Below are 15420 nucleotides of genomic sequence, written 5' to 3'. Positions count from 1 at the left end.
AAGCATTAAAAGGCGACATAATCTGAATATGTCGCCTCAATTTAGTGGTAAATGCCAATCAAAGGCTAACTAAAATGCTAACTGGGCAGCTAAACGAAAGCTAATACCATCAGCGGCCGTTACACTACTGGTTCCACCACCAATCAAATATTTTTTGTCTAATAGGTTATTGATGTTAAAGCGTAAGTGAAGCTCATGTTCATTAATATCCATTTGATATGTCGCACCCAAATCAATACGGGTATAACTGTCTTTTTTGATGGTGTTTTGGTTATCAGCAAACCGTGATCCTTCATAAAATGCACCAGCATTAAAGGCTAGCTTATCGGTTAACTCATAGCGCGACCATAAAGCGGCAGACCATTCAGGTACATCTACTGGTGTATTGCCTTGATATAGCGCATCTCGTTCATATTCAGCGTCGATATTGATCAAAGATGACATGATAAATAACTTGTCGTTAATAGCACCTTGGGCGCCAAGCTCAAAACCTTTATGGCGTTGTTCACCGGCTTGTGTTGTGCGAGATTCAAACTCAGAGTCAACCAGATCTTCTTGAATTAACTTACCCATCTTGCTGATATCAAAAATTGCGCCACTAAGCATAAGTCTGTCATCAACAAGTTGCCATTTTACGCCTATTTCGCTTTGTTTTGATTCCATTGCATCTAACTTCATGCCATGGTTAATATCGGTATCATTGTCTAACGTTGCGCTACTTTGTGGCTCAAAACCTTCGCTGTAACTATAATAAATCGTTGCTTGCGCAGAAGGGTGGTAAAGCACACCAAACTTAGGCAAGAATGATTCATTGTCAGCACCTTCTTTATTCTGTTTGTCATAACGACCACCGAATGAAACTTGCCAGTTGTCGTTAAAAGTAACTAAGTCTTGAAGATAAATTCCGTAATAGTCGTATTCACTGCTCGATAGCGTTGTGTCATTTTTATAGTTAACATTAGGTTTTGCAACTTCACTATTACCCGCTGAATAAGTAGGGTATGGGTCTTCAACTGTACCTTTAACTGAATCTTTAAGTTGGCCGTAGTAATAGTCTAACGAGTTAGCGCCAATTAATAGTTGATGACTAACACCGGCAAAATCGAACTCGCCGACAAAGTCGATAAATTTAGTGGTGAACTGCCAATCATCAAAACGGTCATACGGCTTTGATGTGTATTCATCGCCCTCAACAAAACCTGACTCTTTTTGAGCAGCAGATTCAAAACGTTGACGTTCAAATGTCTGTTCATTGTAACCAACCGTTACTTGCCAAGTGTCATTGATATTATAATTTATATCAGCGCCATAGTTTTCAACATCGATATCAGTGAATGCCCATGACATATCACGAATGGTTTTACGATCGCCAATTAAATCGCCATCTTCGTTTAACCAACCACCGGTATCTAATCCAGCCTTATCATTGGTGTAGTCATAATGTACACGCAAAAATAAATCTTCTGAAACATCATAATCAACAACAAGAGCACCTAAGAAACGATCGCGCTCACGTTGATCACCATTTTGATATTCACGTTGATAAGTAACATCTTGTTTGACTAAAATACCACGATATCTCAGTGATTCATCATCGTTTAATGCGCCACCAGCATCTAAAGTAAAACGTGTTGAGCCTTCTTGGTCTGTGTCAGCACCAAAGCTGAATAAACGCCTTGCCGTAGGCTTTTTAGTCACCATGTTTACTAAACCGCCGGGTCCTGATTGGCCATATAAAATGCTTGAAGGACCTTTAATTACTTCAACCGCTTCTAATGTTTCTATTGGCTGTTGATAGTGTGACCAATGTTGATGGCCGTCGCGTAAATAACCATTTGAAGAACTTAATTCAAAACCTCTAAGATTAAATACTTCACGGTTGCGTTGTTTAGAGCCAGCTGAAAGACTGGCATCATTGGTAAGTACTTCACCTAAGGTGGTCGCTAACTGTTCTTCTACAATTGTGCTTGAAATTACTGTAACTGATTGCGCAGTTTCAAGTAATGAAACATCAGTACGCATGGCACCTTTTGCTTCATCCACTTTGTAATCATTAAAATAGCTACCGGTAACTTCAATGACTTCTATTGAATTATTGTCAGCATATGCAGTTATTGACGTTGCCATAGATATCGCCAAGAACAGCGGTGAGTACTTCATGTTAATCTCCAAATTATCAACTAGTTTGAGCGAGTAAATGCAGCGAGCATTAATTTTGAGGTAATGATAATGAGAGTGATTGTCGTTTGCAATACAAGTTTTAAATTAATTGAAAAAAACCTAGATTAAATCAAATAATCACTTTGATTGAATGAATAAAGAACAAAGTGATTATTATGATCAGTACCTTAACCTTGTGTACAAGGCTTAATCGAGTTTTAAAAAATCTAACACAAACAAAATTATTATTATGCTGCTAACTGTTTATCGTGCATGCTGCACGCTATATATTTGAGATAGTTATTTTAGATGTTCAGTATTGCTGATTTTATTCAGTAGGTTATACCAATTCTAATAAGTTTCTTCCGACTCAGTGAAACTGAATAGGTTTGGTATTAGCTACTGTTGAGACCATTAAATTATTAACAAAACAAAGGGTATTAAATGTTTAGTCATATCATGATAGGTGCGAACGATGTACAAGCGTCAAAAGAATTTTACGATGCAATTTTAGGTGAAATGGGCCATAAGCCAGGCGTAATGGACGACAAAGGCCGTTGTTTTTATTTTACCGATAACGGCGTTTTTGCCTTAACCAAGCCAATAAATGGTGAAGGATCTTGTCATGGCAATGGTACAACTATTGGTTTTGCTGCTGCTTCTCCAGAGCAAGCCGATGCATGGCATGCTACGGGTCTTGCTAATGGTGGTGTTGATTGTGAAGACGCTCCTGGTATTCGAGAAGGTGTGGCGGGTAAATTGTATCTTGCTTATCTTCGTGACCCATCAAATAACAAAATTTGTGCACTGTATCGCGTGGCGTAATTAATACCAGTACTCACGGTAGTATACATTAATAAATCAAATGGCTAAGTTGTGATACTTAGCCACTTTTCTTGCGCTTATTTTATCTCAGCCCCAGTTAAGCCCGCCAGATATCTATTTCTGTTTTCGTTTTAACCAGAGATAAATTCCCGATATGACAAAAAAACTGGGGAGTAAGCTCAGGAGTAACCAAAGCACTTTTATCGGCCAAGCGATAAAATCACCAATATGAAACTTATATTTAAAATTCCATACTTTAGTTGCAATACTGGTTTTACTCGCGTCAAAACTGCCTAATACCTCGCCGCTATTTGGATCTGCCCAACTCCAACTGTTTGCGTGACTCTCGTTAGGCATTTTAATACGTAATGCTAAAGGCTGCTCACTACTTTTGGGTAAATAAATACGATAAACTTTACCTTCTGGCAAGGCCAATTGTGCTGATTGATAGGCTTTATCTAGCGAGTAACCTTGCTGCTTATCGAGTGGTTCATGCTGAAAATTATGGTTTTCAACTTTACTGAAACTTAACCATTCAACGACTTGTTTAGTGGCTGATTGCCAATGAAAGGTCATTCCTGTGAAGGCAATGAGTATCAGTGGTATACATGCAAAAACGCCGAGTGTGGTATGTAATTGATACAATAATACCTTGGTTTTGCTGCGCCATTTTATGTTCAGACGTTTGAGTGGCTTTTTAGGTTTCAACCATAAATAGCCACCAATCAATATTTCTATTATCAGCATCAAGCTAGCAAGTGAAATTAAGACTCTAAGTGGCGTTGCTTTTGTTGTTGTTTGATATAAAAGCCAACGATGCCACGACATTATAAAACCATAAAAAGTATCGTAAAACTGATGCTTAAGCACAACTTTGCCGCTATAAGGGTTTATATTTAAGTAGTCATTATTTGCTAAGCTAACTAGCCAAATGCGCTGTGGATCTTCAGCTTGTTCAATAACTTTAATTGGAGCATCGCTAACTAATTCAATGTGTTGTATTAATTCTGATAAGGCTAATGGCTGTTGTTGAGTTTTATCAAGAGTGACTAGCCAAAAGTTTGGGTTGATAAAGGCTTGAATGTCTTTGGCAAAAATGAGTAATGAGCCTGAAATACTTAAACTGACAATAAATAAGCCACTGACCAGTGCTAACACTAAATGTGTGCGTCGAAGCCAAACTTTCATATACTAAAATACCTACAATAAATAACCATTAAGCAAAATTATCAAGGTAATTTTACTTAATGGTGGGGTTTGTCACTAATGCTTAAAACTGATAGTTTATGCCCATATTTACCGTAGTGCCTAAGCCTTTAACGTTATAGCCGTTATAAGTATAAGCTTGTGATTTTGCCGGGAAATAATCTTGATTAAATAGATTTTCTATACCGATAAAACCCGACCAATCATCGCTTAAGTTGTAACTACCGCTTAGGTTAACGATATGATAACTATCAACTGGTCCTTTATCACCGACATATTGCCCGTCGACTTGATCGAATTTTTTCCGATCGCCAACATATAAATATGTGACGGCAACATTGGCATTGTCCATCGGCTGCCAATTAATGTTGATGGTACCTTTAGGGGCGCTAATTTGTTGTGCACCTAAGTAAATGTCATTGGCTGTGTCTTTACCTTCAACCCAAGCATAAGTTGCGGTTACGTTGAGTTCAGAGTTAAATTTATAATGCGCTAATGCTTCATAGCCATAGATTTCTTGCGGTGCTCTAACCGGTAAATAGACACCCGTATTTGGGTCATATTCATTGGTAGTGCCTAGCTCTGAAGTGCTGCGATAAGCGGAAAATTCGAAATGGAGATTATCTATATCGGAGATAAAACCAATTTCATAATTATCGATAATAGAGGCTTGAGTTTGAATTAAGCTAATATCGGTAACGGTTGCGGTACGCAGTAAGCGCCCGATATCTGAAATATCAGCACCTTGTGAATAATTAGCAAAAGGTTGAAATGACGCCATGATGTTATAACGAATGCCTAAGTTATAGGTGGTTGCGCGATAATTTAAGGTGTCGCCAGTAACATCCAATGGAATAGAGCAGGTGTCTGCTGATACACACAATTTCAGTGTGCTGTAATCATCAACAGCGAGATCAATTTCTTCACGTCGGATACCGGCTTTAATAATTAAATCGTCATTATAAACCCACTTACTCTGGAAAAAACCAGCTAGGTTTTCCATATCCATTTCTGGAACCCATTTACGACCATCAACCAAGGGTTGTGAGGTGACATCGTTTAAGGCATCAATACCATAAATAAAAGTGCCTTCAAGATTATCCCACTCAAATTGACTGTTAAGCGTGACTCGCAAGCCCTTTTTATCTGATTTTATTAATGACTGGCCACCACTATAACCTTCACTAGGATTGGCTAATGAGGCAGAAAAGAAAAAGATATTATCAATTTTCTGTGCATAAGCATCGATAACAATTTGGGTATTATCGAACAAGGCCTCATCGGTATATTTAACCATAAAATTATCATTTTTCGGGCCTTGTGGTACGCCAAGCGGTTTTGTACCTGCAGGGGCGGTAATGGCATAGGTTTTCTCACCTGAGTTAACACTGCCGGTAACATCAACTAAGTCGCTTTGCTGCTCAGAACGATAATGGTTATAGGTAAGCTGTAAGGATTTATCATCGTCAAATTGATAGCCAAACTTAGAGAAATAGTTTTGTACTTTGGCGTCTGACAAACCATAAATTAAGCCTTGCACATCACCTTCAGCATCTCGTTGGACGCCGTTTTCTTCATAACTTGCGTTAAGTACATAGCTAAACTTATCGATTGTACCGTTGATTGACGCTTCTAGTCTTTGACCGGCGCTATCTTCAAATTTAACCGCGCTAAAACGACTAGACAAACTAAAGTGACCGTTTACTTTACCGCTATTATTAGCTTTTTTAGTAATATAGTTAATGATGCCACCAGCCGCGCCGTTACCATAAATAGAGGTTGCACCTTTAATAACTTCAATGCGCTCTATCGTACTTGCGTCTAAGGTTCTAATACCTAAAGAGCCATTTCGTAGTGGTGTAGATTGCGGCACACCGTCAATCATCACCAGTGGTGAACGACCTCGCAAGGTTTGGCCTGAGTTACTTGAAGAACCCGTACTAGGTGCTAAACCCGGTACTAATGCAGCAAGTAGGGATTGTAGTTCAGGTGAAACCTTTAGTTGGGCTTCAATTTGCTGGCGATTAATAATGGTAATTGTGGCCGGTACTTCATCGATACTTTCGACGATACGACTACCAGTAACAACGATACGTTCTACATTATCATTTATTACCTTTTCTTGAAGTGTTTCGGCGCTAGCACTTTGAGCAATCAGTAGCGCAAGCAAACTTAATCTGGTTTTTAGCATTTTCAATCCATTAATAGAGAGTGTTAAAATCAAATGAATCTTAATGATAATGATTGTTATTAGCAATTTATATTTTTAAATTTATACTATTATCTTGATTTAAGTTAATTTCTTTAAATTTTGAATAAATGCCTTGAACTTATTCAGCTTTTTTACGGAAAACTTAGTGATGTTAAAGGCTTTACATTTATATGGTTATAATGAAATTCAATCGCTCTGAACGAGGTCTTTATCCCCTTCCAGCTAAAGAAGTGACTACTTGGTGCTAAAAGAGCACTTTCTTAGACGGATCGCTATTACTAAATAATGTTATAAAAAGTAAGTTTTTTATAGAAAACTCTTATATGCTAATGTTTAGTTATCGTATCTCTTAATGTTTGTTATAGGCTCCCTTTTTATATGTTAAATTTATTTACCCGTGCAACCGTACAAACCCGTCTACTAATCGGTTTTGGTGCGGTGATTGTCATGATGATAGCCATCACTATAATTGGCATTAATAATGTCAATGCTATTGATAAAGCCATGACAGTGATCACCGATATGAACTCCGTTAAACAGCGCTATGCCATCAACTTTCGAGGTAGCGTGCATGATAGAGCTATCGCTATACGTGATGTGGTTTTACTTAGTGAAAGCCAAGAGTTACAAGGTACTTTAAAAGATATCAATAACTTAGAAACCTTTTATAACGACTCACGTGTACCGCTTGACCAACTGATGATAAATGGCTCGACTGTCAGTGAAGAAAACATTCTTGACTCAATTAAACAAATTGAACGTAAAACAATGCCACTGGTTAAGCAGGTTATTAATGAAGTGCAGCAGGGCAATAAACAGCAGGCACAAAGTTTATTATTAAGCTCGGTTAGGCCTGCATTTGTGGAATGGTTAGCTGCCATTAATCAATTTATTGATTATCAAGAAGTCGGTAATCAACAAGAAACTAAAATGGTACGAGAAACGGCTGCTGGTTTTGAGGGCATTATGTTGCTATTGACTAGTATCGCGTTTTTGATCAGTGGCTTTATTGTCTACCGTATTGCGCATGGGTTAAAAGTTTCTCTAGATGGTGAGCCTAGCGAAGTAGCGAGTTTATTATCAAAAGTTGCTGATGGCGATTTAACACAAACAATCGAAGCTCGTTATGAAAATAGTGTGTTGTTCTCTCTAAAGAAAACTCAAAACCAACTCAGTTCTACTGTTGCAAATATTGCCTGCGCCTCGAATGAAATAAATACTCAAATTGATATTGTCTCAACAGGCTCTGCTGACGTACTTAGCTTAGTGCAACAGCAACGAGCATATACGGTAGAAGCCACAGAAAACCTTAACGATATGCGAGATAAAACCTATACGGTATCGGAATTACTTGTACAAACCGAACAGAATTCATCGCAAACATTAGAGTCGTGTACTTTAGGTAGCCAGTCGGTTAATGCTACCGCGGCGGAAATTCAAAATGTACTGACAACTGTCAGTAGTGCATTAGATAAACTGCAAAAACTTGAACAACGCACTAAAGATATCAGTGGTATTATTTCTGTGATCAGTGGTATCTCAGACCAAACCAATTTACTTGCCTTAAATGCCGCAATTGAAGCGGCAAGAGCCGGAGAGTCTGGTCGAGGTTTTGCCGTAGTTGCTGACGAAGTGAGAACCTTGGCGCAAAGCACGGGTTCCGCAACCTCAGAAATTGAAACTATGTTAACTGAGATCACTAAAGAAACAGCGGACTCGGTTATTGCCATGGAATCAACCATACCGAAAATTGAAAATGGTTTAGCACTAAGTGTTGGCTCTACGGAGCTGCTTAAGGCGATTGAAAACCAAGCTAATGACTCACTATTAAATGTTCGCCAAGTCGTTGAGGCATCAAAAGCACAAATTATTGCCATTGATGCTTTATACGAAGGCATGAAAAGTGTTGCAGATATGGCTGATTCATCAACACGCTCGTTAGAAAAAAATAATGATGTTGCTAACACGCTAGAAGCGCTTGCCAATAATTTGAATACACAAATTGCTTATTTCAAAGTAAAGGTAAAAAGTTAGCTTAAGTTATCTTACCGCGAATGAATGCCATTAGCTTTTATGCGCTTACTCAATAAAGCTATGGCTGCGCGCTTCAAGTTGAGTGCACTTTTACAAGGAACGATATGACAGACAACGATAGAATAGAAAGTGATTCTTTTGGTGAACTTAAGGTGCCAAAAGATAAACTATATGGTGCGCAAACGGCTCGCTCGTTAATTAACTTTCCTATTGGTGATGAAACTATGCCTAAGCCGTTAATTCGTGCTTTAGGTATGGTAAAGCGTGCAGCTGCGCAAGTGAATATGGATCTGGGCTTATTAGACGCGGATATTGCGCATGCAATAATAGCTGCCGCAGAGGAAGTTATGGCCGGGCAGCTTGATGAACACTTTCCGCTTTCGGTTTGGCAAACGGGCTCAGGCACGCAAAGCAATATGAATTGCAATGAAGTGATATCGAATCGTGCTATTGCCATATTAGGCGGTGTTATTGGCAGTAAAGTACCTGTGCACCCCAATGACCATTGCAATATGGGCCAGTCATCAAATGATACTTTCCCAACGGCTATGCATATTGCCGCCGTGGAAGAAATAAGTCACAGTTTGTTACCCAGCTTAGTGGCGCTGCGCGCTGCCTTAGCAGAAAAGTCTACTGCCTTTGAAGCTTTGGTTAAAATTGGCCGAACGCATTTACAAGATGCCACGCCTTTAACCCTAGGCCAAGAGTTTTCAGGTTACTGTCGGCAAATTGACCATGCTATTCGCCGAGTTAAAGCGGTGTTACCTGCGCTATATCCATTAGCGCAAGGTGGAACTGCCGTAGGTACAGGGCTTAATACAGCGAAAGGTTTTGATGTTAAATTTGCTCAACAAGTGGCAAATTTAACTTCGTTACCCTTTAGCACTGCGGATAATAAATTTGAAGCCATAGCGGCTCATGATGCTTTAGTCGAGGCGAGTGGTGCGTTAAATACTATCGCGGTAAGTGTGATGAAAATTGCTAATGATATCCGCTTGTTAGGCTCTGGACCACGTTGCGGTATTGGCGAAATTGATTTGCCAGAAAATGAACCAGGATCTTCCATTATGCCGGGCAAAGTTAACCCAACTCAGTGTGAGGCGTTAACAATGATTGCAGCACAGGTGATGGGCAATCATGTCACTATTACTGTCGCGGGTTCGAATGGACATTTTGAATTGAATGTTTTTAAACCGGTGATGATTTATAACTTATTACAATCAATACGCTTGTTGGCTGATGGTTGCGCAAGCTTTACTCAGCGCTGTGTGGTCGGTATTACAGCGAATGAAGCGCGTATTGCTAAATTACGTGATGAGTCGTTGATGTTAGTAACCGCATTAAACCCACATATTGGTTACGACAATGCGACAAAAATAGCAAAAAAAGCCCATCAAGATGGCTCTACTTTGTTAGCGGCCGCGTTGGCTTTAAAGCTGCTAACTCCTGCACAATTTAGCGAGTGGGTGGTGGCGGAAAAAATGCTTGGACCTAAATAACCCGAACTGAGATTAAATAGTCAAATCTTCTCTATGGTAGGCCGAAAAAGGGTTATGCTATAACTAACATTAATTAAAACTAGGGTTGGTTATTCTTCGATAAGGCCATGATTTACCGCATAACGTACCATTTCAGCTAAACTTTCGATTTTGAGTTTAGCTTTTATATTTCTGCGATGTGCGTCAACGGTGCGAAAGCTAATATTCAGCGTTCTAGCGACTTCTTTACTCGATAATCCACGGGCAACATAGGACAATATAACTTGCTCACGAGTGGTTAGTTTTTCACTTTCTGGTTTTATTGGGTTTTCAATCAACATTTTAGCAATTGAGCTACTAAAATGCGTATTACCTTTGGCAATGGCTTTAATAGCATAGTAAACCTCTTCAGATGAAGTGTCTTTTAAGACATAACCCGAAGCGCCAGCCTGAATAGCACTTGAAACGAACTCTTGGCTATCGTGCATGCTAAAAATTAAAATATGCACGTCAGGGCATTGTTCGGTGATAATTTCGGTCGCATCAATGCCATTCATATTTGGCATGCTAACATCCATTAAAATCACATCAGGCTTGAGCGCTTTCGCTGTTGAGAGTACCTCAGCACCATCATTACAAGTACCAACAATTTTTATATCATCATAAAAAGCTAAGCAGGCCGTTAAACCACCTTGGACCATAGGGTGATCATCAACAAGTAATACTGAAATCTGAGTTTCTTGGTTATCAAGGTTATTATTATCCATTGGTTTATCGCTCATTATTATTTTTTTTCATTTATGTCTGAGTGAAGCGTCGACTCATTAAAATGATTAACGAAACTTGCCGTCGGTATTTTTACGGTAATTATCGTACCCATTTTTGATGATTTAATGGTGAATTTTCCTCTATGATGCTCAACCCGTTCGGCTAAATTTCTTAAGCCAATACCTTTGCTCTGAGTCATATCAATATCAAAGCCGACCCCGTCATCTTGGATAATCAGCGTCAGCCAATCACTTTCTACCGAAAGTGAAATTAACACACTTTTTGCTTTGGCGTGCTTTTGGATGTTAGTTAGCGCTTCTTGTACAATACGAAATAATGTGGTGTTAATAAAGTCTGGTAACAGTTTTCTTAACGCCGGTTTGTTAACCTGCACAGGAACTTTAGTGCGTTTTGAGAAGTCACTGGCGATAGATTCGATTGCTTCAGACAGGCCCAATTCATCAAGTATTTGTGGGTGCATATGATGAGAAATTCTTCTGACTTCTTGAATGGCAACAGCAAGATTCTCTTGTGCCGACTGTAGTGTAACCGGTTTTTCTTGCTGATTTTTCGTTAAATACAAGCCTGTGGCCTCAAGTGAGTATTTAATTGAGATCAGAATTTGAGTAATGCCATCATGTAGTTCACGAGAAATATGTCGACTTTCTTCCTCTTGAACATCAATAACACGTTGACTTAGCTCGCTAATTTTTGCTTCTGCTTTCTTCTTATGACTTAAATTTACCATGATGCCGAAGAGAAAAATAAAGAAGATAGACGACATTGCCACAATCAAGATAATGTGTTTAGTGTAGTTAATATGGGTGTCCATTTGTGCTTGCAAATTATTTAATTGCTGATAAACATCATCAAGATAAACCCCTGTGCCTAGCATCCAATCCCATTTGTCCATGTAGATGGAATAACTTATTTTCTGCACCTTTTTACCTTCTGATGGTTTTAGCCAATTGTAACGATAAAAGTCACCACCATTTTTAGCGTTTTTGATCAGCAGTTGAATTATTTTTTCACCGTTTGAATCTTCCAGTTGCCACCAGTTTTTACCGACGCGATAAGGCTCTTTAGGATGAACAATGTTATTACCTAGCTCGTCGTAAATGAAAAAGTAACCATCATCACCGTTATAAACTAAGCCGGTAAATGTGTCGGCAACAACTTCTTGTGCTGTTTGATTACTGTTTTTTTCTGGTGAATCATAAGCTTGATTTACAGAAGTTAGGGCGATAGAAGTATAGTTTTTTAGCGCTTGTTTTTTTTGTTCAATTAAGAAGTTTTCTAAGATAATGACATTTTTTTCTGATAATTCACGATATTCATCGGTGATCAAAAAGTAAGTAATGAACGACGTTAATATAACTTGTAAAACAGCTACGTAGAGCAGTCTTAATGGCAATGTCATGAGCATACCTTCTTTTTGGTTAACTATTAGTTATGGCGTAATTCTTGATAAAAGCTATATTGTACTCTACGTTAACACCTAACTATCTAGGTATAAATACCTAGATAGTTAGGTGTTCATACGAATGGTTTTTAAGCAATAATTCTGCAAAAGTATTCGTACATTTATAAGCAGTAAATAAAAACTGCAGAAAATTGGGGAATAAAAGATGTCAAAATTAACATTGTTAAAAGCACTCGTTTTAGTGTCATTGGTATTTTCAGGACTGTCATCAGCTGCTGACGGTAAAAAAGTTATGTGGCGCTTAGCAGAAACTTGGGGACCAAACTTTCCTGTATTTGGTGACTCATCAAAAAATATGGCGCGCTTAGTCAAAGAAATGTCGAATGGACGCTTTATTATTCGTATTGACTCAGCGAATAAGCATAAGTCAGCATTGGGAATTTTCGATTTTGTAAAAAGTGGCCAATATCAAATGGGGCATTCAGCGTCATACTATTGGAAAGGCAAAGACTTTAATACCATGTTTTTTACTACGGTACCGTTTGGCATGACTACCGCTGAGCAGAATGCTTGGTTTTATCATGGTGGCGGTATGGAGTTGATGAAATCGGTCTATGACAAATATGGCATTATGTCATTCCCTGGTGGTAATACTGGCAACCAAATGGGGGGGTGGTTCCGCAAAGAAATTAAAACAGTAGAAGACTTACAAGGTTTAAAAATGCGTATTCCAGGCTTTGCTGGCGAAGTATTAGCTAAGCTAGGTGCTAAACCGACCAATATTGCATCAGGTGAACTATATACCGCATTAGAGCGTAATACTATCGATGCTTTAGAGTGGGTTGGGCCATCACTAGATTTACGTATGGGCTTTCATAAAATTGCACCATTTTACTATACCGGCTGGCAAGAACCTGCAACTGAGTTACAGTTTATGGTTAATCAAAAAGCTTATGACAAGCTACCAAAAGATTTACAAAAAATATTAAAGGCGGCAATGAAGCTTGCTGCATACGATATGTATACACAATCTACACATGAAAGTAGCAAGAACTTAGCAACCATTCAAAACGACTTTCCTAATGTGAAGATTCGTTCTTTCCCTAAGCCAGTTATGGCGGCAATTCGTAAAGCTAATGACGAGTTATTAAGTGAGTTTGCTGCGAAAGATCCTAAAACAAAAGAAATTCTAGATTCAATTCAAAACTATCAAAAAGATGCCCGTGCCTGGACTAACTTTTCTGACAAAGCTTATTTAGACAATTTTGACGAGAAGTAAGACTGTTATTTATTGGGCGCTTTAAAGCGCCTTTTATTTTCAGCTATAGTTTTATGTAGAAAAGTATAACGGTGAGCAATTTACCGTTATAGCTATTTTTTGTTATGAAAAGGCATATTTATGAAGTTTATACTAACGCCACTAAGAAGCATTATTGATACTATTGGTAACCTATGCAGTATTGTCATGATTCTGATGATACTCAATGTTTTTTACGATGTAGTGATGCGTTACTTTTTCAACGACGTTAGCATTGCAATGCAAGAGCTTGAATGGCATTTATTCGCAGCAATGTTCATGTTTGGTATTGGCTACACGTTAAAAGAAGATGGTCATGTTCGGGTTGATGTTATTTACGATCAACTATCAAAGAAAAAGCAAGCCATTATCAATTTGGTCGGCTCCTTACTTTTTGCCTTACCGTTTACCATATTAATTCTTTATTTTAGTTGGGATTACACCTTCGAAGCTTATCAAATGGGTGAGGGCAGTGCCGATCCTGGCGGTTTACCACATCGTTGGATTGTCAGAAGTATTATTCCTGCTTCTGCTATTTTCCTTATCCTATGTATTCTCTATGTTACTTTAGAGCAAATACAAGTTCTGCTTGACCAAACTGATAATCAACAGGGAGCAAAATAATGACAGGTTTAATGTTATTTTTAATTGCTTTGCTATTTCTATTTTTTGGTTATTCAGTCGCCTTCACCTTTGCGGGGGTATCGGTAATTGTTGGGGTATTTGCCTTAGGTATGGATCTGTTTGCTTTTATGCCGTATCGCATTATGAGTGTTATGGAAAATACTACCTTGATGGCCATTCCAATGTTCGTGTTTATGGGCATTGTGCTACAAAAAACGGGTTTAGCTGAACGTTTACTTGAGTCAGCCGCAAAATTATTTGGCAGTATGGCGGGTGGCGTTGCAATATCAACCATTATTGTTGGTGCATTGCTTGCGGCTTCTACCGGTGTAGTAGGGGCAAGTGTTGTGGCAATGGGAGTTATTTCTTTACCGGTAATGCTAAAAAATAATTACCATCAACCGACAGCTGCAGGTGTTATTTGCGCCTCGGGTACTTTAGGTCAAATTATTCCGCCATCTATTATTTTGATTATCTTAGGGGATGTCATGGGAGTACCGGTCGGCGATTTATTCAAGGCTGCCGTGCTGCCCGGTTTCCTATTAATTGTGGTGTACACTATTTATATTCTAGTGCTTGGTAAATTCAAACCTCATTACTGTCCGCCGATGGAAGTTACTGAAAGTAAACGTGAGTTGTTAGTTCAAGCCATGAAAGATATTGTGCCTCCGCTGTTACTTATTGTGACGGTACTTGGCTCTATTTTTACAGGGGTTGCTACACCGACTGAATCTGCAGCAATTGGTGCTGTTGGCTCTTTAGTGCTGGCACTGTTTTATCGTTCATTATCTTTTGCAAAAATAAATGCCGTCTCGAAAGAAACAGTAAAAGTGACATCAATGATTTTTGCTGTATTGATTGGCGCAACAGCGTTCTCTATGGTCTTTAGCTACTCAGGTAGTGAATATATTGTTGAAGAGTTCTTTTTAGAGCTTCCGGGCGAGAAATGGACCTTTATACTGTTAGCGATGTTAGCGATACTAATTCTTGGGTTTTTCATCGACTTTATTGAAATTGCTTTTTTAGTGGTGCCTATTTTAACGCCAGTAGCACTTGCTTTAGATATTGATTTGATTTGGTTTGCCATTTTGATCACGATGAATTTACAAACGTCGTTTCTAACCCCGCCATTTGGCTTTAGTTTATTTTATCTAAAAGGAGTGGCACCGCCGTCATTTAAAACCACGACAATATATAAGGGGGTAATTCCATTTATTCTTATGCAATTGTTTGTACTAGGTTTGGTGTTATTGTTACCTGAATATCTCATTATCAGCTAGTGTTATCAGCTAGTGTTATCAGCCGAAAGGGTAAGAAGGGTATCTAGTAGATATTACTTGAAATAACGTGATAAAGCAGACTGTATTTACAGCCTGTTTTATCAGCTAGTAAT

The 15420-nt window shown here is 38.6% G+C and carries 11 protein-coding genes; 6 read left to right on the top strand and 5 right to left on the bottom strand.

Annotation, left to right across the window (positions count from 1 at the left end):
• Positions 1–69: 69 nt before the first annotated feature.
• Positions 70–2160, bottom strand: a complete 2091-nt coding sequence (locus FGD67_RS06665) for a TonB-dependent siderophore receptor (protein WP_257174265.1) — start codon at positions 2158–2160, stop codon at positions 70–72.
• Between the two features lie 444 nt (positions 2161–2604).
• Here FGD67_RS06665 and FGD67_RS06660 point away from each other — a divergent pair, with 444 nt between their 5' ends.
• Complete coding sequence (locus FGD67_RS06660; RefSeq protein ID WP_257174264.1) at positions 2605–2985, top strand: VOC family protein; 381 nt, start codon at positions 2605–2607, stop codon at positions 2983–2985.
• A gap of 114 nt (positions 2986–3099) precedes the next feature.
• Here the strand turns inward: FGD67_RS06660 and FGD67_RS06655 are convergent, their stop codons facing one another.
• Together FGD67_RS06655 and FGD67_RS06650 are read right to left on the bottom strand one after the other, a co-directional pair.
• Entirely contained in the window at positions 3100–4173 is a 1074-nt protein-coding gene (locus tag FGD67_RS06655) for a PepSY domain-containing protein (protein ID WP_257174263.1), read from the bottom strand.
• Positions 4174–4255: 82 nt separating this feature from the next.
• Entirely contained in the window at positions 4256–6382 is a 2127-nt protein-coding gene (locus FGD67_RS06650) for a TonB-dependent receptor (RefSeq protein WP_257174262.1), read from the bottom strand.
• Positions 6383–6781: 399 nt separating this feature from the next.
• Here FGD67_RS06650 and FGD67_RS06645 point away from each other — a divergent pair, with 399 nt between their 5' ends.
• Entirely contained in the window at positions 6782–8437 is a 1656-nt protein-coding gene (locus FGD67_RS06645) for a methyl-accepting chemotaxis protein (protein WP_257174261.1), read from the top strand.
• Between the two features lie 104 nt (positions 8438–8541).
• Positions 8542–9936, top strand: a complete 1395-nt coding sequence (fumC, locus tag FGD67_RS06640) for a class II fumarate hydratase (protein ID WP_257174260.1) — start codon at positions 8542–8544, stop codon at positions 9934–9936.
• Positions 9937–10025: 89 nt separating this feature from the next.
• Here the strand turns inward: fumC and FGD67_RS06635 are convergent, their stop codons facing one another.
• A complete protein-coding gene (locus tag FGD67_RS06635; protein WP_257174259.1) occupies positions 10026–10697 on the bottom strand; it encodes a response regulator transcription factor in 672 nt (223 codons plus the stop codon).
• Positions 10698–10699: 2 nt separating this feature from the next.
• Positions 10700–12103, bottom strand: coding sequence for a cache domain-containing protein (locus FGD67_RS06630; RefSeq protein WP_257174258.1), 1404 nt, complete (start codon positions 12101–12103; stop codon positions 10700–10702).
• A 208-nt stretch (positions 12104–12311) separates the two neighbouring features.
• On the opposite strand from FGD67_RS06630, the gene FGD67_RS06625 reads away from it, so the two are divergent.
• The 3 genes from FGD67_RS06625 to FGD67_RS06615 all read left to right on the top strand — a co-directional run bounded on the left by FGD67_RS06625 (position 12312) and on the right by FGD67_RS06615 (position 15307).
• On the top strand, positions 12312–13385 hold the full coding sequence (locus tag FGD67_RS06625; protein WP_257174257.1) for a TRAP transporter substrate-binding protein: 1074 nt from the start codon (positions 12312–12314) through the stop codon (positions 13383–13385).
• Positions 13386–13505: 120 nt separating this feature from the next.
• Positions 13506–14027 carry a TRAP transporter small permease subunit gene (locus FGD67_RS06620; protein WP_257174256.1) on the top strand — a complete coding sequence of 174 codons (522 nt, stop codon included), beginning with the start codon at positions 13506–13508 and terminating at the stop codon, positions 14025–14027.
• Positions 14027–15307 carry a TRAP transporter large permease subunit gene (locus tag FGD67_RS06615; protein WP_257174255.1) on the top strand — a complete coding sequence of 427 codons (1281 nt, stop codon included), beginning with the start codon at positions 14027–14029 and terminating at the stop codon, positions 15305–15307. Before FGD67_RS06620 ends, FGD67_RS06615 begins: the two co-directional genes overlap by 1 nt.
• The last annotated feature ends 113 nt before the right edge of the window (positions 15308–15420 follow it).

Source organism: Colwellia sp. M166 (assembly GCF_024585285.1).
Classification (GTDB): domain Bacteria; phylum Pseudomonadota; class Gammaproteobacteria; order Enterobacterales; family Alteromonadaceae; genus Cognaticolwellia.
The sequence above is the reverse complement of the archived record's forward strand: the minus strand, read 5'-3'. Positions and strand labels throughout refer to the sequence as shown.

Coding starts and splice junctions, on each gene's coding strand:
- FGD67_RS06665 (WP_257174265.1), bottom strand. CDS start 2,160: ATGAAGTACTCACCGCTGTTCTTGGCGATATCTATGGCAACGTCAATA.
- FGD67_RS06660 (WP_257174264.1), top strand. CDS start 2,605: ATGTTTAGTCATATCATGATAGGTGCGAACGATGTACAAGCGTCAAAA.
- FGD67_RS06655 (WP_257174263.1), bottom strand. CDS start 4,173: ATGAAAGTTTGGCTTCGACGCACACATTTAGTGTTAGCACTGGTCAGT.
- FGD67_RS06650 (WP_257174262.1), bottom strand. CDS start 6,382: ATGCTAAAAACCAGATTAAGTTTGCTTGCGCTACTGATTGCTCAAAGT.
- FGD67_RS06645 (WP_257174261.1), top strand. CDS start 6,782: ATGTTAAATTTATTTACCCGTGCAACCGTACAAACCCGTCTACTAATC.
- fumC (WP_257174260.1), top strand. CDS start 8,542: ATGACAGACAACGATAGAATAGAAAGTGATTCTTTTGGTGAACTTAAG.
- FGD67_RS06635 (WP_257174259.1), bottom strand. CDS start 10,697: ATGAGCGATAAACCAATGGATAATAATAACCTTGATAACCAAGAAACT.
- FGD67_RS06630 (WP_257174258.1), bottom strand. CDS start 12,103: ATGACATTGCCATTAAGACTGCTCTACGTAGCTGTTTTACAAGTTATA.
- FGD67_RS06625 (WP_257174257.1), top strand. CDS start 12,312: ATGTCAAAATTAACATTGTTAAAAGCACTCGTTTTAGTGTCATTGGTA.
- FGD67_RS06620 (WP_257174256.1), top strand. CDS start 13,506: ATGAAGTTTATACTAACGCCACTAAGAAGCATTATTGATACTATTGGT.
- FGD67_RS06615 (WP_257174255.1), top strand. CDS start 14,027: ATGACAGGTTTAATGTTATTTTTAATTGCTTTGCTATTTCTATTTTTT.